We start from the raw sequence: 22,848 nt of genomic DNA on the forward strand, positions 1-22,848 counted from the left end.
GCCCTCAGTGTCACAAGGGCGCAACAGGCCAACCACCGAACATCAGATTGATCGTCCCAGATCCTTGACCCGCCTCAAGTTGGTGGTGTGGACTCGCCGCAACACTTGGGCATCGATTTTTAGGGCAGAGTTGAGTGGTTTAGTGCCGATTATTGTTTCCTTTTACCTGCTCGGTGGGCTAAGCGTTCGGCCGACTTCTGGGCCCGTGCGGCTGACAAGTTATCAGTCGAGGTAAATCCGAGTGTCGTTACCGAGCGTATCCAAGCGTAGGTCTGAGCCGACGAGGAATGGTCACCGAGGCGGGTGAAGCATTCGGCCAGGGAGAATGCTGAGAGCCGGGCACGCTGGCACAGTTCAGGATCGGGATTGCCGGAGGCTATATCCAAGATCTGACGGTGGGCACTTGCAGCGTCCGGGAGTCGGTTCAAATCGTTCAGAAGTAGGGCCTTGTTCCGCAGCGCCTTGATACGCCGGAGCCGGCGTGCCTGTGAATCGCGGCTGGCCGAGTGCACGGCCAGAACATGCTCGTAGGCTTCAATGGCCCCCTCAGCATCACCAAGGTCGTCAATCATGACGGCGCGATTGTAGATTGCCTGTTGCCGGGTCGTCATGATCTCGTCGTCCCCTGTGTTGGCGGCCAATGCATCAAGTGCTTCGAAAGCGGCGATAGCCGACAACGGATCTCCGACTCGTCCTTGTGCAATGCCGAAGCGGAGGTAGGCGCGGGTGCGCATTCGTTCAGCCCGGAAGTCCAGGTTTTCCCGTGCGACCATCGCCCGGCGGGCTACGGCGCTGAGAGCCACCCATTGTTGACTGTCGTTGAGGTAAGCCCCCCACATGTCCAGTGCTGCGAGACCAATGATGGCGATGTTTGGGTCGTTGCTGCCATGCGCAGAGTCGGCCAGCACCTGCCACTGCCGTGCAGCTTCCTCCGTACGGCCGGAGGCGTAGATACCATCAGCCGCATGGAGTCGGCTGCTCAGGTCCCGGTATTGTTCCTCAGATTCGGTTCCGGGGGTTTTTGCCTCCTTGGCGGAAAGGGTCAAAACGGTGAGGTTCTGCTGTGCGAGCCGCACAGTGTCGATAATCTCAGCATCGGTATCCGTGTTGTACCGGGCGACTAAGTCCTTGAGTAGCTGGGCAGCCCGGTTGGTGGCTCCTTGTTCGTGTGCGTGTACGGCTTGGTTCAAGCGCCGGTGGGCATCGTGCTGGCGGATGCGTGGGTCCTCGTCGTCGCTGAAGGCTTCGGCGAATCTGTCGAGGATGGCATCGACGTCGGAGGGGTTCAGCTCTGGGTCGCGGCTTGCGGAGTGGAGCGCGTTCGCAGCCCATACCCGCACGTCGGGATCGGGGTCATGGGCGAATTCGGTAACCATGGCATCTACGGCGGTGCTGGCTTGGTGGCGTTGTCCTGCTTCCCTTTGGAGGCGGCCCCTCCAATAATCGGACTGCGCAAGGATGTGGCGTAAGTGGTTGACGGGTGCGTTGGCGACCTTCGAACGGACTTCAGCCAGGACGGACAGCGCCTGTTCGCGGCGACCGATTTCAGATAAACGCAGGGCCCGTTCGAGCAGCATCCGGGCCATGGTTGGTGCTAGTTCCGGACTTGACGCGGCGTGGGGGAAACGCTGTTCTAGCTCTTCAGAAAGGCGTACCGCCAGTGATGGATCCCGGTGGGGCTCCGTGTGGGATGGTACTACTCCGAGGTTAGGGCGCCCGATGACTTCCACGATTCTGCAGGCCACCTGAAACCGTGCTCCCACAGTCCCCTGGTGTGTGTCACGGAGCGCTGCAGTATCGGCATGCTGGAGGATGTGCAGGTCCGTTGCCGTGAGGCCGTCGAGGTTGGTTCTTCGAAACCTGACATGGTCAAGCACAGTTGCACGTACCTGCGGATCGGGGCTGGCCGTGAGGCGGTTGATCAGCCGCACCCATTCCATGGCGGCCATCTTTTCACGGTCGTCTGCGGTAATCCGGACTAGCATCCGATCTAGGTGCTGGCAGCGTAAAGCAGCATCCTGCACATCGTCGGCGTAGTCACTGTGAAGTGCGGTGGTGGCCTCGGTGAGCGCCTCCGCCGGCGACGCAGCAGCATCCAAGGACAGGTCAGCTAGATGGAGGGTGGCTGAATAGTAGAACCGCCGCGCCGAAGCGAGCTCGCCTGCTTCCTTGAATACCGTATGTAGAAGGTAATGGGCGGCGGGTGCGTCGTTGGTGTGATCGATGCGCAGCCGCGCGGCCGTGTACAGTGCATCGATGCGGATGTGGCGCATGCGAGAGTCGGACTCGGAGGTCAGACTCAGTGCTAACGACTCGAGCGCCACGGCGATTGACGTGGCGTCTTGGCTGAGCCATTCACGGATTATCTGGGCTGTTAAGGCTGCCTCGGCGGCAGCCCGCCGCACGCCCTCGTGCTCCGAGTCGTGCGCCCGCGCGGTGAATTCACGTGCACCACGGAGCACGTCTACCAGCACGATTGGATCTGCGTCGCTACTGGAGTGGACCCATTCGAAGCGGCTCAACTCGGCTTCTGCAGATGCTGTGGCTGTTGTCTCGCAGTGAAACGGCGCGATCAACCGGCGCATCCGCTCTACATGGGCATCGATTGCACCCTCCGGCAGCAGTCCAACATCCAAATTGATGAGTAGCCTGGTGGCTTTTGCTATGGCGAGGGCCTCCCTGTCATTGGCTGCAAGGGCGCACATTAGCAGGGCCTGTGTGAGTAGCGCCTGAGCATCTCCCTGGTCACCCTGATCGATCAGGGTTTCCGCGGTGCCCACAGCTTCAATAATGGTGCGTTCGAGCATGTGATTCTGACCCTTCAGATACGCGATAGAGCCGGGGTGGGCCTACGTGCCAGCCTAACAAGTGCATTGCACCACCAGCGTGGTGTGCCTGTCCATCTTGGGCGTATAGCTCCCGCAAGCGGTGTGGCCACCGGTCGGCTCCACCACTGACCTAGACAGATTCCCAGAGACACCTCCAGGCCTACTACGTGGCTAGAGGGATCGGTTTTGCGAAGCTGTTCTTTCAGACCATCAGCTCACTCTATGAACAAGGCTTCATGAGTGCGAGCACCAACCTCGAGTTCGCGCCCTGGGGCGAACAACCCGTGATGGGAATCATTGCCACGGTCACCATCGACATACGCATCCATCACAGCGAAGTCATTGCTCTCAGGAGCCAGCCCCTGCACCCGCCAGCTCACCAAATGTACGCCGGCAGGGTACTCACTGACATGGTACTCATTGACAGGACCAAGTGGACCTCGGTGGTAGATTGCTGCATTGGAAATACTGGCCGACTTTCTACCCATCGTTAACGCACGGATCAAAGATCACAAATTAGATGTCATCCAAACCTCGATCTTCACACTCTCGGTTGGCCTATCCGACCTTGACGAAGCCATCGATGATTTTCCACACTAAAAGCCCTATCACTATTACGCTGATGATGATGTAAAAACTGGGCGTCTGAACATGAAGTGCCGTTGCCTGCTGGACCATTGTGAGGAAGTCGGGGTTGAGTAGCCGCTTCATGTTAAGGAACCAGAGCGACCATAGTCCGGGCGCTAAGAGAGGGATTGGCGTGCCGGTGCTGTCCTGAAATAGTGAAGAAAGCTGCTGCCAAACAATGGCACCGGCGAATACTAGGAGCCCGGCCGCATCGATCACCGAGTCGATCACGGTGATCTGTGCCCCAGAAGGGATTCTGGGCAATCGATCAGGTGTCCACGCAGTGAGCGTCCTGTCACTCATGCTTGTGTGATCGATGACTGCGAACACTACGGTGACCCAGAATGCAACTTGAAAGGCGACGTTGACTGCACCGACGACTGCGGCAGCGATGGATTCACCAAGTCCACTTCCGGAGAGTAGAACTCCTAAGAATACTGCGACCGCGGCGAGAGGCACCGTGATGCCCATCAATAGCTTGAGCAACCTTAGGTAATCAAAATAATGCCTCGGGCCGATCAAGTGCAATGCCGGTGCGCTTGGTTTGCGGCACGACGATCGGGGTGGCCGAGTTCCAGGACGGCTTCCCGTTCGGGGGCTGGGGCAGCGTCCGCACCACCGCCCAAATGTAGCGTTCGCTCAGTGGGGTGTTCAAGAGCGTTAGTGGAGCATTTGGTCGGGGAAAGTTCATACCGGCGCGAACGTTACGCTGGTCCGGGTCCTCCGGTCCCTGATCTAGTCTGAACGGCGGGTATTCATCACTTGGCAGCAGGGTGTAACCGGCAACCCGGTAGTTCCACGGGTTTATCCCCATGACCAAGTCGAGCAGTGGACGCAGGTAGCGGCCGGTGAACGGGAGCATGAGGGCAGCAACAAGCACACGCAGTCCAGCGGCGAGAGGCCGACATTGCGCCCAGTATCCGGAGGCGATGAGTCAATGGGGGATAGCCAGCGGTCACCATTTGATAAGGACGAGTCCATGGGAGAGTTGTTCGGGGTTGTCCACCTCGGAGTTGGCAGGGTAGTCGGTGAGAATGGCAGCAAAGTGGAACAGTGGTTCAGGTAGTGGCCTGTGAACAAGATGGCGAACCAGAAAACGACTGTGGTGAGAAGAACGGCGACCCAAGGAAGAACAGAATAAAGTAGTGGGGTACTGCCAACAGCCATTTGCCCACCCACAGCCCGCTAGATGGAGGCGTATTCAGCTGTCCTGTATGACGAGCGGGATAGGACCTAGTAGTAGTATGCATTTCTGTGGGCAGACCACCGAACAAGAGTGCAGGTCTCTGGACGCCAGAAAACTGTTGGCCCCCGGGTACCGTGGTGGTGGCGTTTAGCCCTAGACTACCAAGATCAAATGCCACTTTCTCGCCTCCTATCTGGGCGGGGGAAGAGGAGAGTGCGTATGAAGTTGTTAAGAAAAGGACGCGTTGGCGTGGTGAAATAACCGTCGGATCCTTGCTGGGACGCAGCAGTAGCTGAGTGCACTGCACCGACGTTTCCGCCAATCCCGTGAATATCCTACGTCTTGCCCAGCACCAGCGCCACGATGTGACCTGCCGTTCCCCTTCCGAATAATGCTGGAAGCGGGATTCGATCTATCAACCACAGAATCGTTGGTGACACCCCTGCACTGTCCTCGATATCTATCACGGCACACGATCCTCATCTCATCGATGCCCGTCATCTGCCATCCCTGAGACCATGAGCGCCAAAGTAGTCTCAGCCGCGCTGACAACAACACAGTGGGCTGAAAAACCTTCGCATTCTAAACATGAGTAGCTCAGACCCACGAGCCCGGCAACACCGCATGAGCAGGGGGCAACAGACTCCATGAGCAGGAATTCATCAGTTCCACAATGCGTGCACCACGGACGAGCGACTGGACCACAAATGTTCGATGATCGCTGGGTACGAGCCATTCCGAGCATCAACCTTTCCTGACAGCGGGGTCAGAACACGCGAAACGCCGTGGCAACTACCGCCTATTAGTGTTCATTTCATCCTGACAGCCCCTAGCCCGCTGTAACAGTGCCTTTGGTCCCCTCCTCATGGCCCAGCACCTCCGCCAGGATAATGACCGCCATTGCTGCCGCTGTACTCTGGGAGGGCGGGGCTACAGACCGCTTAAAACTGAGGACGTGGATTGATATTTCCGGAACGGTGAGAACAACGCGGGCGCAAGAGTACCTCTACCTTGCGCTTTACGCTTTCGCACTCTTGGGTCTAGAGCTCGTGCTCGCAGCTTTTGAGTCACTAATCGGTCTGCCCGCGGGGGGTTCTCTTGGATCGATTGTTCACTGGGGGGTCACGATCTTCCTTTGGGTAGGTGGTGGGGTTGGCTTGGTAGCCTGGGCTCGTCGGCGAACCGATTTCGCACTGTGCGGTGAAGCCGATGTACGTTTGGGTGTTATGCGGTGGTTGGCGGTCGCCGCGCTCATTGTTCTCACTTTGTTGGGCCAGTGGATGGTTCGAGGTGGTGTTCTTCCTCCAGTAGCGGAGCATGATGCGTTCTTGGAACTCTATGGCGACGAAGGAACTATTGTCTGGCTTGTTCAGGTTCTCTACTACTTCTCCGAAGCGATCATCATTGCCTTGATCATTGGATTTGGGCAGGCGGCAGGAGAACGGTGGTTCGTTGCTAGATGGATGCCATGGGGAGGGATCATGCTGGCACTTACTTGGGGTCTTGTTCACTTCCTTACTCAGGATATTTCTACCGGGATCTACGGCATCGCCCTTTCGTTGGTCATGGGAACCGCCCATGTCCTGATTGGCAAGAATCTCCTCCTCACCTACCCCATCCTGCTCGTGCTCTTCATCGTGTGAACGCGCCTGGACCGAGGGTGGAGGAGCAGAGCCTTCTTCTTAGGCCATTGCTGAGCAGTCCAGCCGCCCAACCGCCTATCGAGATTGTGGAGGCAATGAACAAGACGTACGCCATGATCTCGTAGACCGCGGAGCTGCCAACGGTGCTCAGTGAAGGCGGCATCCGTTCCGGCAGGGGGATTGGGAAGGAGTTGGTACCTACCGTTATGGCAAGCACAGCTGCCAGCAGTAAGACGCTTACATAGCCCAAAGAGTCGCAGCCATTCTAACCAACCGCTGCCTCCCGCCAAGCCCGCCCCAGCGAGTGCCTGTGCTCCTGTGTGACTCCTTGGACCTTGTGCAACGTCGGGGGTGCGCCTCTTCTGATCAGTCTAGTGTCGAGAGTATTCAGCAGGGTGAACCACAGCTTAAGAACTGCGATAGCGCAAAATACTGCGCTGTGACCAGGAACCAGTGCACTGTGATCTGAGGACCAGTACCGTTGAAAGTGCGGCTAGAGGTACTAATCGAGAAACGGCCATAGTTGTTCAGCCTCTGGATAGCCGTTTTGTTCGGTGTGGTTAATCTAGTGTTCGCCATTTTTAATCTGCGTTTCCTGGACTGCCACAACCTTTGATGGAGTCCTTGGGACAAGTAGTCCTGGACGTGGTGGCTATGGTTCTTCTGCACACTTTGGGATTTTGGGGTGCGGGCTTAACAATGACTTTGCCAGGTTTACTATCTCTAACGAGAGAACTTCGGTACGCATCTCAACCACGGACATCCTCGTTGACCTGACCTACATCCTGATGCTTATTGCCCATGGACTATTCGCGATGAGACTGGCTAAACAGAGCTGAAATAGAACCCGGGGGAGTGGCCTAAATCAGAGTGAGCTCGCCGTGTCAGGACTGGTGAAACCACATCCACACGATCGAACCCGCTATCAGGCCCACCCCTGCACCTATGGCGAGACCTGGCGCGCCAGCAAACACGAGCCCCAACCCTGCGCCCATGGAGAGCCCAATGCCGGGCATTGATTCGAATAGGCTCCGGTAGTCCGCTGTTGTTTTTTCTCCCACAGTCATCATGAGCTGACCATACCTCTACCAGTGGTGCTTAGCGAGAGGTGGGGCCGTGCACTCTCACATAGGTCGAGGAGCTGGTTCGAGAACACGATAGGCCAGCAGTTTAATGCGGTCGCCCACTAGTGCCCAGATGATGGCGTAGCCCCAAACGAAAGCGGCCCACCCCCATCCCAGCGGTGTCATGAACAATCCGTACACGGCGATGAGTGTGGCAATCACCTGTGTACCTAAAACTGCCACCAAAAGGATACGGGCGGGACGGATAGACCAAAACGGGCCACGAGTTCGGGTAAGAAATATGGTTAGGTGCCCCGCTACGGAGAGCATCAGATACATCATGGTTTGTAGCTGGGGACGGCCCAGACCAAAGACCATCTCACCAAGGTAGAAGAGACCAAATGCCGCGATGGGACCTACAACGCCCAGAACGGTGGCGATCCCCAAGACTAGGCGCATGTTCCAAGCCTCGGGTTTCATCTTGAAATGGACGTTGTCATAGGCGATGGCGAGAATTGCGCCGTCGTTCAGCAGCGCCAGCATAACTATCATGATCGCGGTGACCGGAAAGAAGTTGAAGAACAGGATCGCCCCGGTAACGAACAACAGCACACGGAGTGTCTCCGCTATGCGGTACATGGCGTAGGAATTCATCCGCTGAAAAATCTTGCGGCTCTCTTTGATCGCATCAATGATCACTGCCAGTCCGGGAGTGATCAGTATGATGGCCGCGGCCGCACGGGCGGCATCGGTGGCACCGGAAACGGCAATCCCACAGTCCGCCTTTTTCAAGGCTGGGGCATCGTTGACACCATCTCCTGTCATCCCAACAATATGACCGCGCTTCTGCAGTACGTCAATGATGTGGTATTTGTGCTCTGGGAAGACTTGAGCAAAGCCGTCTGCCGTCTCAATTGAGCGCATACTTGCAGGGCTTTCTTCTTTCTTTACATCACCAAGTCCGGATGCGTCGAGAATATTGGTGCCGAGCCCGAGTTTCCCCGCGGTCTCTGTGGCAATCGCCAGGGCATCACCGGTGACCATTTTTACGCTGATGCCCATTGACCGCGCTGTGCTGATTGTTGACTTGGCATCTTCTCTGGGTGGATCGAACAGCGGTAGCACCCCCAGAAATTGCCACTGGTTGTTCTCGTTGGTTTTAGCGACGCCCAACGAGCGGTAGCCGTGTGCAGCAAACGCATTGACGGCGGCCACAACTGTGGCGGTGACCTTGGCACCACCACCGGCAAGAGCAAGAATCACCTGCGGGGCGCCCTTGGTAACTTTGAAAAGATGTCCGCCGGCACCTGTGATGGCGGCCTCGGTGCGTTTATCTACTGGGTTGAACGGCTCGAAGTGAGTCACCGTGCATGAGTTCAATGCCGTTGTATCTTCTAGTCCGCCAAAGACGGCAAGGTCGATCGGATCCTCGTCATCAACTCGGGAAGCCAGTGCACCTGCCAAAATGACCTCTGCTGCGGTGACTGTGTCAACACTGAAAGTCTCGCCCAGAGTTAGAGAGTTTTGGGTGAGGGTGCCAGTTTTATCGGTGCAGAGCACGTCCACGCCGGCTAGTTCCTCAATGGCAACCAATCGGCTAACAATGGCCTTCTGTTTGGCCAGTAACCGGGCGCCTACAGCCATGGTCACCGACAACACCGTGGGCATCGCAACAGGAATTGCGGCGACAGTGAGTACAAGAGCGAACTGCAACGTGGTGAGAACGGCGTCGCCGCGCAGCAGGGATACAAATATTATTATTGCCACGAAAACGGCAGCGAGAAGGATCAGATAGTTGCCTATCTTCAGGACGGCCCTTTGGAAGTGGCTGACGGTGTGTGCCTCGGCAACAAGTTCGGCGGTTTTGCCGAAGTAGGTATGCGCTCCGGTGGCGTAGACCAGCGCACCGATCTCGCCCCGGCGGATGATAGAACCTGAAAATACTGCGTCCCCTGGTCCGCGAGTTGCAGGCAGGGATTCACCCGTGAGAGCAGACTGATCGACCTCAATCGGATCCCCGTCCAGTAGCCGGGCGTCAGCTGGGACAATGTCACCGAGTCGCAGACGAATCACATCACCAGGGACCAGATCCCGAGCCGCCGGGGTGATCCATGCGCCGTCGCGTCGAACACGGGCCGTGATAGCAAGTTTCGCCCGCAAGGCATCTATTGCACTTCCGGCTTGATGCTCTTCGGTGAAACCAACCAACGCGTTGGCAAGCAGAAGAATCAAGATGATGAAAAAGTCTGGCCAGTGCCCCACCACTGCTGATAGGAGCACCGCGATTTCAATCATCCACGGGATTGGTCCCCAAAAATAGGACAGGAACTTCAGCAGGGGATTCGTGTGGTGCTCGGCGATCTCGTTTGGTCCATATTTCAGCAATCGCTTCGCAGCCTCAGCCTGGCTCAGCCCGGCAGCCGTTGTTTCCAGCTGCCGGAATACCTCCTGCATGGGCAATGACTTATCAGCCATGACCCACCACCTCTGAGTTCCACGCCCAGTTGCAGATTTCGGGCAGGTCTTGGCTGTGCTGGTTGATATACAGGTTGTGTTCAAAGAGCTTGTGAGTCATGGCTTGTTTGAGATACTCCGCGGGGGCACCCAGTTGCGGAAGCCTGTCAATGAGGTCCTGAACCAGGTGAAAGTGGTCCAGCCGGTTCCGCACTGGCATATCGACTGCTGTGGTGATAATGCCCGCTTGGCTGAAGCCGCGCACGTACGTGTTTCGATTGCTGCGACGGTGAATCAGACGGTGGATCAGGCTCGGATATTCGGGAAAGGCGAGCACGATGCGTCTGCTTTTGCTGAACAGCGTGTCATAGTCCGGATCAGAGAGGCCAGGTGGATGCTCGTTTGCCGATTGCAGCTTCAACAAATCAACAACGTTGACAACCCGAACTTTCAGTTCTTTCACGTGTTCGCCCACGATTGAGACCGCTGCTAGTACCTCATGAGTGGGTGTGTCACCGCAGCAGGGAAGGTCGACGTCGGCCATGGAGAACCACTGTGGCATGTCACGCTCACCGGCTACTAGGACTGCGACGTAATGGCGGCTGCGCAAACAGTGGTCGGCAACAGTGAGCAGGGAGTTGGCATCCGGAGAGAGGTGAACCCTGAAGATGTCTGCCTTCTTGTTCACCACATGATCCACATGATCCACAAAGCCAGGATCCTGGTCGGGGAAGCCGTTGTGGTCCTGCTGCCACAGGTGAGAAGCCAGCAAATAGTCTAGCGATGAGGTGTCTTGTCACCACGGCAATGCCCTAATCTTGAGCTTGGCGCACTCATCGAAAAGCTCCTCGGGTCTGTAAGTACGTAGCCACTGTTCGAGCCGTTCACCGTGCTCGGGATGGGCATCCTCCACCAGTAGTGGAACTTGATGTGAGCGGAACGTGCCCTCAACCGGTAGCCCGTCCACCGTCTTGGGTCCTGTCCACTCTTTGGGGGAGCGCAAAACGAGCACGGGCCAGCGCGGCCAGCGCGTGCAACCATCGACCCGTGCAGCGGAGTTGACGGACAGGATGTCTTCTATGGCTTCTTCCAAGACAGCGGCCATTAGCTGATGCGGCGCGGCCGGGTCCTCACCTTCAACGTAGCGAGGATCATTTCCGCACCCAGGCAGAAGCGCATCCACTTCTGGTGGCTCGATGCGGGCCAACACCGTTGGATTGCTGATGTTATAGCCGTTCAAGTGCACGGAAATGAAATTCTGACCCGGAGTGGTGCCCCAATGCCCCACCGCCAAGGGCTTTACCTCCGTCAGTGGCAAGGGAGATTTGTCGAGGGTCCAGGTAGGGTCTTGACGCCCCATCCTGGTCCCTTCTGGCGCACCAGGCAAAGGAATCGCTACGCTGACGGAGTTTTTAAGCCAACTCATATTCCTGCTCCTTGTGAAATCCGTATCTCCGCGCGTTAATACGAGCAGACTGGTTGTCCCCGTCGGCTCAGTGGTGGATGAACTGTTCCATGGCTTTGCCCACGGAGATGCCCCACGCTAAGGCCCGATCCAGCTCGTCATTTGCCAGACCGTTGTCCGCAGTCACCAAGAAGCTCTCTGGCGTAATCGCTGAGCGCGACCCCCTTTTCGTGAGCGCGTGTTCAATGTGTCCTGACGCTGCACCGGTAATTATGTGGGCTTTGTCCACCCGGGTGTCGAACGCTGCACTCAGTGCTGGAACGAGGTCAAGGTCCCTGATCCATTCACGGACGCCGATCCCTGGCGCCGAGGGTTCAAGGATCAGATGTTTGGTGGAGTCTTTGGACCACCTTGCTGCTTCTTCCCGTGAAGCGGGGCGTGTCATGCCATGGACATGGGTTGGTCCACCGAGAACCAGCAACTCGGCGCAACGAGTGGCACCAGTGGATCGTGGATCGTTGACGTTTGCAGTGACAACTACGCCAAAAGGGGCCAGGCCCTCAGCGATGGCAAAGGCTATTGTGCGGGTGTTGCCAAACATGGATTCATAGACGACGGCGATGCTCATCTTGATTGCCTTTCCAACGAATGAGGGGTGCGGTGTTTTGTTTCAAGACGTACTGCTCGCGGTCAAGAGCGCCGGTGCCGCACGCCCCACGGCACTGGTTCAGCCAACCCGAGAAATGATGACTTTAAGTGCCTTGGTCGTGGCTGCATTTGAGAATGTCTCGTAGGCCTCCAGCATCTGGTCAAGGGTGAAGAAGTGCGTGGCAAATCGCTCGGCGGCGAGTTTGTGTGAAGCAACGAGCTTGAGCAGCATCGGCGTCGTATTTGCATTGACAAGGCCCATAGTGATGGTGATGTTTCGAATCCACAGTTCTTCCAGATGTAGCGTGACAGCTTCGCCATGGACACCGACGTTGGCGACGTGGCCACCGGGGCGAACAATGTTTAGGGCTACCGCAAATGTCTCCGGCACACCAACGGCTTCAATGGCGACATCCACTCCTGCACCATCGGTGAGCGCCAGGACCTGTTCCTTCCAGTCGGCAGTGTCCGAGACAACCGTGTCGGTGGCACCAAAAGACTTGGCTTGCTCCAACCGTCCACGATCAAGGTCCAGGGCAATGATCGTTGCAGCCCCGCAGAGCCCGGCTGTCATCATCGAGGCCAGGCCCACTGGTCCGGCGCCGATGACCGCCACCACATCACCTGGCCTAACATGGCCGGCTAGAACGCCGATTTCAAATCCCGTGGGGAGAATGTCGGATAGCATAACCGCCGCAATGTCAGTAACACCTTCAGGGAGTTTATGCAGGGAGTTATCCGCGTATGGCACGCGCACATACTCGGCCTGTGTTCCATCGATCAGGTGGCCAAACACCCAGCCGATCCCGGATGCCCCTTCTTCTCCGAGGCAGTGCGAGTACAGCCCCGCGCGGCAATTAACACAGTGTCCACATGACTTGATGCAGGAGATAATGACGCGGTCGCCAACACTGAAGTCTTTGACCCCGGATCCAACTTCTGAGATGGTACCCACACCCTCATGACCCAAAATACGGCCGATACTGACGGCGGGAACATCTCCTTTGAGGATATGCAGATCGGTTCCACAAATTGTTGTGGTGTCGACGCGCACCACGACATCACTGTCATTGAGCAGTTGCGGTGCGGGTACCTCCATCCACTGCTTTTTCCCTGGACCTTGATAAACGAGTGCCTTCATATTTTGTTCCTTAGATGAGATGCCGTGACGTCCCCAGCGACGCGCTTACCTGAGGCTTGTGCGATGCCGCTACCGGATGTATTGGCCCGCAGCACCTATTGGCCCACAGCAAAAACGTTACGTCTCCGGCCGCACCAGAAATAGGGCCAGAAGGCCCCTGTGGAGAAAATATTTGTACGGCGTTGATGCTGTTGGCATTTCCAAGTGGACCAGGACATGAAGCCGTAAGCCGCCGGTAGCGGTGTTGGATTACATGGAACAGGCGGTTCGGGACCTTGTGCCCTGTGCAGGTCAGCTAAGCTGCGGGAATCATAGTAATTGCTGACGCTTTCAGGTGCACGAGGCAAGCTAGATGCAGGGAAGTGGCAGCGGTGCCCAAGCACGCAAGCAAGAAAAGGAACCCAGGCAAACAGGGGAAATCAACTTCAATGAAACTGCACAACGTTTCGCGGACGCTAGGCAGAACGGCTGAGACCGGTGGCTATGGTGCTGTCATTTTTGACATGGACGGGGTTGTCACTGACACAGCCCGGTTGCATGCCACCGCCTGGAAGGCGCTCTTTGACGAAGTATTGCCACGGTTAGGCGAATCGGAAACGAATATTTTTGATACTGAACAGGACTACCGCCTGTACGTTGACGGCCGCAGTCGCGAAGACGGAATCCGGACTTTTCTAAATCATCGAGGCATCCACGCGCCAGACGGCGGTGCAGAGGATGATTCGGGCACCTTGAGCGTCACAGGCATGGCGGCCCGAAAGCAGGAGATCTTCGCTCAGCTCCTGAAGGATTCGGGGGTGGTTGTCTTTCCCGATGCCTTGGCTTTGTTGCGGCGACTTTTGGGGGCAATGGTGCCAACGGCTTTGGTCACCGCAAGCCGCAACAGCCGGGAAATTCTGGCTGCGGCGTCAATATCGGACCTATTTACGGTTTTGGTGGACGGCACGGATGCCCTAGAACTGGCACTGCCCGGGAAGCCGGACCCGGCCATGTTTCTTGAGGCAGCACACCGCCTAAAAATTCAACCATCGGACATCGTGGTTCTAGAAGACGCCACTGCAGGAGTCAAGGCCGGGGTGTCGGGTGGCTTTGCACTAGTTGTGGGGGTTGAGAGGGGAACCGGCGGGAGCGCCTTGCTGGCATCAGGGGCAAATCTGACGGTCACCGATCTCAATGCGTTATCCCTTGTACGCCCTCTCACTGATGCCACCCAGGGATCAGCCGTAGCTGTGGGTGACCACTACCCTTGGCCGAGTGAGGAGGTGAAGGATGAATGGTCGCTGGAGTACAACCAGTTTGACCCTGCCTTGGAAGGCCGTCGAGAGGCATTGTGCACTCTGGGCAACGGCTATTGGGCAACGCGCGGATCCATTCCCGGCAGTGTTGCGGATTCAGCCCACTATCCGGGGACGTACTTTGCCGGAGTCTACAACCGTGCCGTAACTGATGTGGCCGGGCGCATTGATGAAACTGAGCACATGGTCAACGCTCCGGATTGGACTTTCCTTTCGCTCCAGCTCCCCGGTGGCTCCACGTTACGTCCAGGGGGCCCGGAGACGCTCAGCCACCATCAGAAGATTGATCTCAAGCATGGGATATTGACGCGGAAAAACCGCTACCTAGACTCGAATGGGCGGACCACCTGGATCACCTCCAGACAGTTTCAGTCAATGGATCAGAAGCACCTCGCCGTACTTGAGATGACAGTTGAAGCTGAAGATTGGGCGGGAGACGTCGACGTCGTTTCGGCTATCAATGGTGCCGTGGAGAATCGTAATTCACCGGCCGATAGTCAGCTGGAAGGTGATCACCTTGTAGCTGTTGGCGGCAGCGAAATAGGAGATGAAAGTGTCCTGTGGGAATCCCGGACCAAACAATCAGGGATCACTATTGCTATGGCCCTTCGCACAAGCCTTCGCAGTGCAAGCGGCGAACCGATCACCAGAGAGCGCGAACTTGTGCTTGACGATGCACGGGCAGGTCATCTCCTAAACTTTTCCTTGAAGCCCGGCGAACCTGTCACGATTATAAAGACGGTGGCCGCAGTAACGTCACGAGATCCGGCGATTTCAACTGCCGGATTGTCAGCCAGCGCGAAGATTCGAGGGGCATCAACGAGTGAGGTGCTCTTGCTGGAGCACACACGCGCTTGGGATGAACTATGGGACAGCTTCGGGGTTGAGCTGGGAGCCGGGCAATCACACTCTCAGGCTCTAAACCTCAACATCTTCCATGTGTTGCAAACCGTGGCGACCGCAGATCCAGACCTTGACGCTGGTGTCCCGGCCAGAGGTCTGCATGGCGAGGGCTACCGAGGACACATATTCTGGGATGAGCTTTTCGTTTATCCCATGGTGACCCTGAGGCGCCCAGATATCACCAGATCTTTTCTGATGTACAGATACCGGCGCTTGGGCGCGGCACGAGCAGCCGCGCGGGCTATAGGACACAAAGGAGCTATGTTTCCTTGGCAAAGTGGCAGTGATGGGCAAGAAGAGACACCATCTACTCTCTTCAATGTCCGCGGGCAACAGTGGATGCCTGACAACTCTCATCTCCAGCGCCACAGTGGTCTGGCCGTCGCCTACAATGTTTGGCAGTACTTTCAAGCCAGCAATGACTGGGTATTTCTAGCTCGTTACGGTGCAGAAATTCTTGTTGAAGTCTCACGTTTCTTCGCCGATCTGGCAGTACTTGACCCTGCCGACGGGCGGTATTGCATTACTGAGGTGATGGGACCTGATGAGTTTCACGACGGCTACCCCGGCCAAGCCGGTGCGGGGCTGCGCAATAACGCTTATACGAATGTGCTTGCATCGTGGGTTCTTTCCAAGGCTGGGGAAGCCGTGGGGGTTGTTTCTGCTGGTGATGGAGGTTTGTTGCGCGCTCGCCTGCTGGTGGATGGGCAGGAACTCGCCGAATGGGAGAAAATAAGCCGTCGGCTACGTGTAGCCTTCCACGCAGATGGGGTGATCAGCCAGTTTGAGGGTTATGAGGACCTGCTGGAATTTGATTGGGGCAGTTACCGGGCTACTTATGGTGATATTGGCCGCTTAGATCTAATTCTTCAGGCAGAAGGGGATTCGACCAACTGTTACAAATTATCAAAACAGGCAGATGTGCTGATGCTGTTCTACCTGCTGTCTGCTGAAGAGCTGCGTACGGTATTTGAGCGGCTAGGTTACCCGCTGCCGCCAGAAGTTGTACCCCAAACCATCCGTTACTATTTGGCACGGACAAGTCATGGATCCACCCTAAGCCGGCTGGCTCACAGTTGGGTTCTGGCGCGCACCGATAGAGAACAGTCCTGGGCCCTGTTCACCCACGCACTTCAATGCGATATCGAGGACACCCAGGGTGGGAGCACTAGGGAGGGGGTCCATCTCGGGGCAATGGCTGGTACCTCGGACATGGTCCTTCGCTGTTATGGCGGGGTGGAAACCCGCGACAACACCTTACGATTGCATCCTCTTCTGCCGCGGGAGCTCTCGCGGGTGAGCTTTCAACTTTTATTTCACGGTCAATCAATTACCGTCAAGCTCACCCAGGACTCTCTTTCTTTGCACCTAGCTGAGGGCTTGGCCGCGCCTATCCGTGTCTGCGTTGAGGAGAACCAAAAAATACTTGTTGCTGGAGACAGTCTGCATTTCTCTCATAAGAGTCAGAAGTGCACCATCCGGCACAGCAAGGGCAGTGTGCATAGCTGAGACTCAGTGGATCCATTCCAACAGCTCAAGGAGAACAACTCGGCGTCCCACATTCTAAGGCTCCGCAAACGCTTCCGGAGCTGAGCCCAAAGGAGGATCAGGTGGTGGGTTTACGATCATGACCGGGCAGTGGGCGTGGGCGGTGCAGGCTGAACTGACGGATCCCATCAGCAAACCCTTGAATCCACCAAAGCCACGCCGTCCCAGAACGAGGATCGTGGCATCTTCGCTAGCATCAATTAGTACTGACCGGGCAGAGCCTTGTACCAAGTGGGCGCTGAGCTGCCGGGGCCAGTCCAGCCCGAAGGCTCTTTCGACGGCGGAATCGAGCACCTCTTGTGCCGCCCCTTCAAAGTCAAAGTTCCCCAGAGCATATGGAACTACATAGGCATTGGGATAGTTCCAACAGGCCAAGGCTTTCACTTGCGCATCGAGGTGTTGTGCCAACCAGACAGCCTTACGCAGAGCTTCAACGGATGAGTCTGATCCGTCAACTCCCACTACAATGACGGCTGGTTCTTGTGGAGCTTTCATCACGAGGGTGTTCCTTATCTTTGCTGGTATCCCTGATCATGGCACGAAGCTAACCGCAAAGTTAGGGACCTATGACCCTGTGCAGTTTCTCCTGTGGGACTCGATCATTGAAGTGTGCAGACATAGCTGGCGCGCGTGAGAGACCGGAAGCGGCTCACTTCTTTTGCCGCTGGAAGTTGAAGTGAAAGAAACGGATGTGAAAGAGAAGAAGGATGGCTGGGACCATGGAAGAACAGGGAACCCCGAGGACTTCGCGCATTGTGGTTGGTGTTGATGGGTCTGCCGAGTCCGTGCTTGCCCTGAAGTGGGGGCAAAAAATGGCACAGTCCCTTAACACCAGAATTATTGCTGTTACTGCGTGGCACATGGAGACCGTCTTTGGCTCGTACATAATCCCTGACTGGGATCCGGACCAGGATGCGCAGCAGCTCCTTAAAGATGCCGCGCAGGAGGCATTTGGAGATGGGATGCCAGAAGGATTTACTGGGGTCTGTGTCCGAGGCAGGCCTGCCAAGGTGTTGATCGATGCCGCTGAATCCGCCCACATGCTTATAGTCGGCTCACGTGGGCGTGGCGGCTTCAAAGGAATGCTCTTGGGATCGGTTAGTTCGGCATGCGTAGAACATGCACCTTGTCCTGTGTTGGTAGTGCCTCTTTCCTTAGACACGGTCCCGGGGCCTGAGACGGTGGGCGCAAACAACGAGGATACCGATGAGCCCGTCTCTACCAGCTGAGAAGACAAATTTAGGGTGGCCTTCACTCGCCACCACCGCCCACACTAGCGTTGAACAGGTTCTTCTTGACTGTCACTGGAGCGTGATTGGTTTGTGTTCTGAGGAGGCGTGGCGTCGGTTGGCAGAAGTTTGTCCCAACGCTTTGCGCAGCCATCAGGTACGACCATGGTTGGTGTCGGTTTGGGGTTCCCAATGAATTTAGGGCCGAACAAGCTGCGCAGGCTCTTCATTCACGCGTTACGCACATGGTTGTGCGGGACGGTGCAGACTGGCAAATTAGCGTCGTGGACTTAGTACCGGGTGACGTGGGTTCGCTGGATGGGATGACGTGCTGTCGTTTTATGGGGACCGTAGTGAACGCTGGCAATTGCGTGGGAGTTGTCGTAGCCACGGGTGGTCGTGCCGAGTTTGGCAAGATCGCCTTGGGCGTGGGGGAGCATCAACCACAGACGGAATTTCAACACGGTCTCAAGAGGTTCTCTTTCCTACTTCTACAAGTGGCGCTTGCCCTCACAGCTCTTATTTTCCTTACCAACCTGCTCGGTCGCCCTTTTCTGGTGTCGCTGCTCTTTTCCCCTCATAATAGCTGCGGGCATCACGCCGCAGCTGCTACCCGCCGTCGTCAGGACTTGCTTGGCGGCTGGAAGCCGGACGTTGGCCAAAAGAAAAGTACTGGTTAAACGGCTGGTTTGTATTGGGGATCTAGGTGATATGGATGTTCTTGTCACCGATAAAACCGGCACTCTGACAGAGTGGCATACCAGTTTTACTTCGGCATTCGCCATTGGTGCGGATATTACCGAGGCAGAACATTTTGTCCTGGGACTGGTGTCAACGGAAGTCGACCTGGCTCATGGCGAGGTCTCAATAGTGGGTCAAAATCGGTTGGATGCGGCTGTCTGGGAGGCCCCGCAAACGCATGATTTTTCTCCTGGCAGCGACGTGCGTGTGGACATTATTCCCTTCGACCATCAGCATCGTATGACAAGTGTTTTGGTGGTTGATCCGAGTGGGGCGCAACAAATTGTTACGAAGGGTTCGGTTGAGGACGTCATGCCGCTGTGTCTTGACGTGCCGCCACAAGCGCTGCTCCGATTAAATGAACAGTACGACGCCGGAGCACGGGTTATCGCTGTGGCTTCACGTCAGGTGGTGGGAATGAGTGCCATAGTCCCGGCTGAGGAAGTGAGGCTGACATTGGCTGGGTTTCTGGTCTTGGTGGACAAGCCAAAAGCCAACGTTAGGGAGTCCCTAATAGGGCTGGCGGAGCTTGGAATTACGGTCAAACTAGCCACAGGAGACAACGCCAGGGTTACAGAGAGAAACAGGGTTGCAGAGAAAGTGTGCAGGTATCTTGGACTAGCATTAGCCGGAACAAAAAGCCAGAATTATCAGGCTTATGCGGCAGTGGGGTTGGGCTGTGGCTTTTCTTGGCGACGGCGCCAATGATGCCCTGGCGTTACACCAGGGGGATGTTGGAATTTCGGTTGAGAGTGCAGCTGATGTTGCAAAAGACGCAGCGCACATCGTGCTGGCCGGCACCGCAAGTAATTTCGGAAATATGCTCAGTGCTGCAACAGCCTGCGTGGTCCTTAGATTTCTGCCGATGCTGCCAGGACAAATCCTAGTCAACAACCTGCTGTATGACACAGGTCAACTCGCCATTCAAGGAGACCGCGTCGATAGGGAACAACCATTAGCCCCCTCCTATGGGGACATCGCCGTCATCCTCCGCTGCTTGTTCTTGTTCGGGCCAATCAGTTCACTGTTCGATTTCACCACGTTCTGCTAAGACGGTTGTGTATTTGGTGTTGGTGGAGCTAGCCAAACTATGGTTTTCCTCCCGGCCAGCCCAACAAAGCACTACAGTTCGCCACCGCGGAACCTCCCTCCATGTACACCGCCGAGCGGCGCGATTCAGCGTTCCAGAGCCACTAATCTGGTCAAGACCGTGGGTCATGAATCCATGAATTCAGCCAGCCTTGGGGGTCCAATGCTCGTTAATCTTCTCAGGTTGTAGAGGGAGACTATAACTTATCCGGCATCTGCGGGCCGCTTCCAGAGAAGGAGGGTAGCCTGTGGGGAGTAAGCCGTTTTTGAGGCTCGTAACACAATGACTGATGGGCCATCAAAGGTGGGTAAGGTGAAATATTCCGATGCAAATAATTCCACACCATTGTTGCCAGCGGCGGCAGGAACGCGCATTGAGGACCTACTCCGGGAGTTCGTAGACAGAGCGGGTGAACTGCTCTCCACACAGGAAAGAATGCGCGGCCTGCTTGAGGCTGTGGTTTCCGTAGCAGAAGACCTGAGTCTGGATGCGGTTCTGGAGAGAGTTGTTAGATCTGCTTGCACACTCCTTGACGCTCGCTATGCTGCTCTTGGCGTTATCGCGGAAGACCAATCCCTGAGTCATTTCATCACTGTTGGAATAGATGAAGAGCTCATCCGCAAGATTGGCCCATTGCCCACCGGTCACGGTGTTTTAGGGCTGTTGACAAGTGACCCACATCCGATGCGGTTACGTGATCTGCACGATCACCCCGCCTCCTACGGGTTCCCTGAACACCATCCGTCAATGGTCTCTTTTCTGGGAGTTCCTGTGCGGGTTAGAGGGAGAGTTTTCGGAAACCTTTACCTCACAGAGAAGTCAGATGGGGCGGACTTCACGGCGGAGGATGAGGAGTTGGCTGTTGCTTTGGCGGCAGCTGCGGGCGTTGCCATTGAAAATGCTCGTTTGTTTGAGGATGCCAGACGCCGCTCGAGCTGGTTGGAAGCGAGCATGAGTGTCACTGGCCGGATGATGGATGATGATAGAAACATCACTGGAAGTAGTTTGGATATGATTGCGGCCACCGCGTTGGCCGAGTCTGACTCCGCACTGGCCATGATTGGTGTTTCCTCTGACAAGGGACCTGACTTATTCGTTGCTGCTGCTGCCGGAGAGCGGGCATCACTGCTTGTTGGCCGCTCGCTTGTCCTGGATTCCCCGGAAATCGTGGAGGTCTTGAGAACAGGTGTCCCAACAGTGTTCAATGACGTCACTGGCCTACTGGGTAAAGCGGAAGGCACCACTCTTGGGCCAACGATCGTCATTCCGTTGGGCCCTCAGGGCACCAACCAAGGCTTGCTAATACTTGCAAAGAACCAAGATTCTGAAAGTTACTCCAAGATCGTAGTGGAGATGAGTGCAGTGTTTGGCTCTCACGTTGCTTTGGCTTTGGAATTAGCCAGGACACACCGTTTGCGTGAACAGATTATGGTCTTTACCGACCGGGATCGCATTGCCAGGGACTTGCACGACGTCGTCATTCAGCGCCTCTTTGCTGCAGGGCTGAGCATGCAGAGTATGCAGCGTCTCATTACGGATAAAACAGCGTTGGAACGAATCAAAAATGTCACCACTGAACTGGATGAGACCATTCGGGATCTACGTAACACTATTTATTCATTGCAGGTCAGCTCCAACGAAACGGAGCTTCTCAGTGACTTGATCTTGCGAGCTGTCCGAAACGCTGCGAAGCCTCTCGCGTTTGCACCGCGCCTGAATCTTGCAGGACCCATCGATTCCACGGTATCCGAGGAGACGGCGAAACATCTGCTGGCGGTTTTATCTGAAGGATTGAGCAATGCCGTACGTCATTCCAAGGCTGGGGTCATCGAGGTTTGCGTGGACGTGACAGCGGATAAAGTTACTGTGACTATTGTTGACGACGGCATTGGAGTGGGTGAGCCGGGCCGCCGTAGTGGGCTGCTAAACATGGAAAAAAGGGCCAAACTTCTGAACGGGACTTTTGAGATTGAGAGTACTGAAACTACTGGAACTCGCATGACCTGGGAAGTTCCTAGTGAAGATGCTCAGTGATTCGGTGGTGGGATCATCCAGCTTTTGTTGGTGATAAAAACTGCCGCCTGTGTGCGTCGGACGAATCCCAGCTTTGCCAAGAGTGAAGAGACGTAGTTCTTAACAGTCTTTTCTGCCAGAAACATCTCACGGCCAATGTCCCGGTTGGTCAAGCCGGCGCCAATGAGGTTTAGAACACGGCTTTCCTGCGGTGTTAGGGCAGCGATCCGCGGATCTGTTCGTTCTGGTTCTGCCAGTCCTTGAATCACTTTGGCCACGACGTCGGGGGAGAAGAGTGTTTCGCCCTTGGCGGTGCGGCGCAGCGAGGTCAGCAGATCTGTTCCATCGATTTCTTTCAGCACGTAACCGCAAGCACCGGCAAGAACCGCGCCTCGAAGGGCTTGTGCGTCGTCGTAACTGGTGAGTATAAGGCATTGCAAGGAGGGGTCCACAGACCGCACGTTGCGGCAAACTTCAATGCCGGTTCCATCCGGGAGCCTTGCATCCAACACGCAAACATCCGGATGCAAAGCCGGAATAAGTCTTGTCGCCTCCAGAGCGGAGCCACTGGAGCCTATGACGCTGAAGCCTTCGCCCTCAAGGAGTTCTTTGAGTCCGCGTCTGACAAGTTCGTGATCGTCCAGAATAAAGACCGTGATAGGCGCCAACGCTGGAGTTGCTGTGTCTTTCGCCGTCGCATCCAGCTGAACCATTAGTCTTCCCTCCGTTCGTAATGCCGATCATTCCAGCCAGTCTCTCCTATGCGCCAGTGACCAACAAGGGCCGAAAGGCCCTGAGCAGCAGAATGGGTAGTGGAGGTTCTCCGCTATGAAATATCCTTGAAGTCCGAACCTGAATATACACCGCTGCACGTGTTTGCTGCGAAGCTCTCGCTGCGGCACTCCTGTAGGGTTCAGGCATGGTGTACTTCCGGTCTGATTCATTGTGAGCAGGAAAGTCAAGATCGGCCACGATAGGCCGCATAAACCGCATCGTCGGGGACTTTCCAATGAAGAAGTAGCTAACCGGAATT

Annotated in this window: 19 protein-coding genes and 1 pseudogene; 7 read left to right on the top strand and 13 right to left on the bottom strand. The window is 56.1% G+C overall.

The window, feature by feature from the left end:
* Positions 1 to 149: 149 nt before the first annotated feature.
* The 4 genes from AAFM46_RS06875 to AAFM46_RS06890 all read right to left on the bottom strand — a co-directional run bounded on the left by AAFM46_RS06875 (position 150) and on the right by AAFM46_RS06890 (position 4,335).
* Positions 150 to 2,807, bottom strand: a complete 2,658-nt coding sequence (locus AAFM46_RS06875) for a hypothetical protein (protein WP_343320128.1) — start codon at positions 2,805 to 2,807, stop codon at positions 150 to 152.
* 236 nt (positions 2,808 to 3,043) lie between these two features.
* Positions 3,044 to 3,316 carry a hypothetical protein gene (locus AAFM46_RS06880; protein ID WP_343320129.1) on the bottom strand — a complete coding sequence of 91 codons (273 nt, stop codon included), beginning with the start codon at positions 3,314 to 3,316 and terminating at the stop codon, positions 3,044 to 3,046.
* A 70-nt stretch (positions 3,317 to 3,386) separates the two neighbouring features.
* Entirely contained in the window at positions 3,387 to 3,926 is a 540-nt protein-coding gene (locus tag AAFM46_RS06885) for a hypothetical protein (protein WP_343320130.1), read from the bottom strand.
* A gap of 25 nt (positions 3,927 to 3,951) precedes the next feature.
* Positions 3,952 to 4,335, bottom strand: a complete 384-nt coding sequence (locus tag AAFM46_RS06890) for a hypothetical protein (protein ID WP_283532305.1) — start codon at positions 4,333 to 4,335, stop codon at positions 3,952 to 3,954.
* Positions 4,336 to 5,531: 1,196 nt separating this feature from the next.
* Between AAFM46_RS06890 and AAFM46_RS06895 the strand changes: the two genes are divergently transcribed.
* Positions 5,532 to 6,284 (top strand): hypothetical protein, encoded by a 753-nt coding sequence (locus tag AAFM46_RS06895; protein ID WP_343320132.1) that lies wholly within the window; start codon positions 5,532 to 5,534, stop codon positions 6,282 to 6,284.
* Between the two features lie 884 nt (positions 6,285 to 7,168).
* On the opposite strand, the gene AAFM46_RS06900 is transcribed toward AAFM46_RS06895, so the two are convergent.
* From AAFM46_RS06900 to AAFM46_RS06930, 7 genes and pseudogenes are all read right to left on the bottom strand, one after another.
* Positions 7,169 to 7,354, bottom strand: coding sequence for a hypothetical protein (locus AAFM46_RS06900; protein WP_283532303.1), 186 nt, complete (start codon positions 7,352 to 7,354; stop codon positions 7,169 to 7,171).
* Between the two features lie 54 nt (positions 7,355 to 7,408).
* Positions 7,409 to 9,823, bottom strand: coding sequence for a plasma-membrane proton-efflux P-type ATPase (locus AAFM46_RS06905; RefSeq protein ID WP_343320133.1), 2,415 nt, complete (start codon positions 9,821 to 9,823; stop codon positions 7,409 to 7,411).
* Positions 9,816 to 10,364 (bottom strand): hypothetical protein, encoded by a 549-nt coding sequence (locus AAFM46_RS06910; RefSeq protein WP_343320404.1) that lies wholly within the window; start codon positions 10,362 to 10,364, stop codon positions 9,816 to 9,818. The genes AAFM46_RS06905 and AAFM46_RS06910 overlap by 8 nt, the downstream gene beginning before the upstream one ends.
* A gap of 51 nt (positions 10,365 to 10,415) precedes the next feature.
* Positions 10,416 to 10,583, bottom strand: a pseudogene (locus AAFM46_RS06915) (hypothetical protein); the annotation flags it as partial.
* A gap of 15 nt (positions 10,584 to 10,598) precedes the next feature.
* Entirely contained in the window at positions 10,599 to 11,228 is a 630-nt protein-coding gene (locus AAFM46_RS06920; RefSeq protein WP_343320134.1) for a hypothetical protein, read from the bottom strand.
* 67 nt (positions 11,229 to 11,295) lie between these two features.
* On the bottom strand, positions 11,296 to 11,835 hold the full coding sequence (locus AAFM46_RS06925; protein ID WP_343320135.1) for a hypothetical protein: 540 nt from the start codon (positions 11,833 to 11,835) through the stop codon (positions 11,296 to 11,298).
* Positions 11,836 to 11,934: 99 nt separating this feature from the next.
* Entirely contained in the window at positions 11,935 to 12,996 is a 1,062-nt protein-coding gene (locus AAFM46_RS06930; RefSeq protein WP_343320136.1) for a zinc-dependent alcohol dehydrogenase family protein, read from the bottom strand.
* Between the two features lie 428 nt (positions 12,997 to 13,424).
* On the opposite strand from AAFM46_RS06930, the gene AAFM46_RS06935 reads away from it, so the two are divergent.
* On the top strand, positions 13,425 to 16,703 hold the full coding sequence (locus AAFM46_RS06935; protein ID WP_343320137.1) for a beta-phosphoglucomutase family hydrolase: 3,279 nt from the start codon (positions 13,425 to 13,427) through the stop codon (positions 16,701 to 16,703).
* Between the two features lie 54 nt (positions 16,704 to 16,757).
* On the opposite strand, the gene AAFM46_RS06940 is transcribed toward AAFM46_RS06935, so the two are convergent.
* Positions 16,758 to 17,237 (bottom strand): universal stress protein, encoded by a 480-nt coding sequence (locus AAFM46_RS06940; RefSeq protein WP_343320138.1) that lies wholly within the window; start codon positions 17,235 to 17,237, stop codon positions 16,758 to 16,760.
* A 224-nt stretch (positions 17,238 to 17,461) separates the two neighbouring features.
* Here AAFM46_RS06940 and AAFM46_RS06945 point away from each other — a divergent pair, with 224 nt between their 5' ends.
* The 5 genes from AAFM46_RS06945 to AAFM46_RS06965 all read left to right on the top strand — a co-directional run bounded on the left by AAFM46_RS06945 (position 17,462) and on the right by AAFM46_RS06965 (position 21,836).
* A complete protein-coding gene (locus AAFM46_RS06945) occupies positions 17,462 to 17,971 on the top strand; it encodes a universal stress protein (protein WP_283532296.1) in 510 nt (169 codons plus the stop codon).
* A gap of 353 nt (positions 17,972 to 18,324) precedes the next feature.
* Positions 18,325 to 18,651, top strand: coding sequence for a hypothetical protein (locus AAFM46_RS06950; protein WP_283532295.1), 327 nt, complete (start codon positions 18,325 to 18,327; stop codon positions 18,649 to 18,651).
* 31 nt (positions 18,652 to 18,682) lie between these two features.
* Positions 18,683 to 19,420 carry a hypothetical protein gene (locus AAFM46_RS06955; protein ID WP_343320139.1) on the top strand — a complete coding sequence of 246 codons (738 nt, stop codon included), beginning with the start codon at positions 18,683 to 18,685 and terminating at the stop codon, positions 19,418 to 19,420.
* A complete protein-coding gene (locus AAFM46_RS06960; RefSeq protein WP_343320140.1) occupies positions 19,392 to 19,763 on the top strand; it encodes a hypothetical protein in 372 nt (123 codons plus the stop codon). The genes AAFM46_RS06955 and AAFM46_RS06960 overlap by 29 nt, the downstream gene beginning before the upstream one ends.
* 351 nt (positions 19,764 to 20,114) lie before the next feature.
* Entirely contained in the window at positions 20,115 to 21,836 is a 1,722-nt protein-coding gene (locus AAFM46_RS06965) for a GAF domain-containing protein (RefSeq protein WP_343320141.1), read from the top strand.
* Here the strand turns inward: AAFM46_RS06965 and AAFM46_RS06970 are convergent.
* The gene (locus AAFM46_RS06970; RefSeq protein WP_283532290.1) at positions 21,830 to 22,528 is read right to left on the bottom strand and encodes a response regulator transcription factor; all 699 of its coding nucleotides are present in this window, start codon (positions 22,526 to 22,528) and stop codon (positions 21,830 to 21,832) included. The two genes, AAFM46_RS06965 and AAFM46_RS06970, sit on opposite strands and share 7 nt — an antisense overlap.
* Positions 22,529 to 22,848: the final 320 nt, after the last annotated feature.

The sequence above is a fragment of the Arthrobacter sp. TMP15 genome (assembly GCF_039529835.1).
Classification (GTDB): domain Bacteria; phylum Actinomycetota; class Actinomycetes; order Actinomycetales; family Micrococcaceae; genus Specibacter.

Bases quoted from the DNA above. Each gene is read 5' to 3' on its own strand.
- AAFM46_RS06875 (WP_343320128.1), bottom strand. From the start codon at position 2,807: ATGCTCGAACGCACCATTATTGAAGCTGTGGGCACCGCGGAAACCCTG.
- AAFM46_RS06880 (WP_343320129.1), bottom strand. From the start codon at position 3,316: ATGGGTAGAAAGTCGGCCAGTATTTCCAATGCAGCAATCTACCACCGA.
- AAFM46_RS06885 (WP_343320130.1), bottom strand. From the start codon at position 3,926: ATGGGCATCACGGTGCCTCTCGCCGCGGTCGCAGTATTCTTAGGAGTT.
- AAFM46_RS06895 (WP_343320132.1), top strand. From the start codon at position 5,532: ATGACCGCCATTGCTGCCGCTGTACTCTGGGAGGGCGGGGCTACAGAC.
- AAFM46_RS06900 (WP_283532303.1), bottom strand. From the start codon at position 7,354: ATGATGACTGTGGGAGAAAAAACAACAGCGGACTACCGGAGCCTATTC.
- AAFM46_RS06905 (WP_343320133.1), bottom strand. From the start codon at position 9,823: ATGGCTGATAAGTCATTGCCCATGCAGGAGGTATTCCGGCAGCTGGAA.
- AAFM46_RS06910 (WP_343320404.1), bottom strand. From the start codon at position 10,364: ATGCCACAGTGGTTCTCCATGGCCGACGTCGACCTTCCCTGCTGCGGT.
- AAFM46_RS06920 (WP_343320134.1), bottom strand. From the start codon at position 11,228: ATGAGTTGGCTTAAAAACTCCGTCAGCGTAGCGATTCCTTTGCCTGGT.
- AAFM46_RS06925 (WP_343320135.1), bottom strand. From the start codon at position 11,835: ATGAGCATCGCCGTCGTCTATGAATCCATGTTTGGCAACACCCGCACA.
- AAFM46_RS06930 (WP_343320136.1), bottom strand. From the start codon at position 12,996: ATGAAGGCACTCGTTTATCAAGGTCCAGGGAAAAAGCAGTGGATGGAG.
- AAFM46_RS06935 (WP_343320137.1), top strand. From the start codon at position 13,425: ATGAAACTGCACAACGTTTCGCGGACGCTAGGCAGAACGGCTGAGACC.
- AAFM46_RS06940 (WP_343320138.1), bottom strand. From the start codon at position 17,237: ATGAAAGCTCCACAAGAACCAGCCGTCATTGTAGTGGGAGTTGACGGA.
- AAFM46_RS06945 (WP_283532296.1), top strand. From the start codon at position 17,462: ATGGAAGAACAGGGAACCCCGAGGACTTCGCGCATTGTGGTTGGTGTT.
- AAFM46_RS06955 (WP_343320139.1), top strand. From the start codon at position 18,683: ATGGATGTTCTTGTCACCGATAAAACCGGCACTCTGACAGAGTGGCAT.
- AAFM46_RS06970 (WP_283532290.1), bottom strand. From the start codon at position 22,528: ATGGTTCAGCTGGATGCGACGGCGAAAGACACAGCAACTCCAGCGTTG.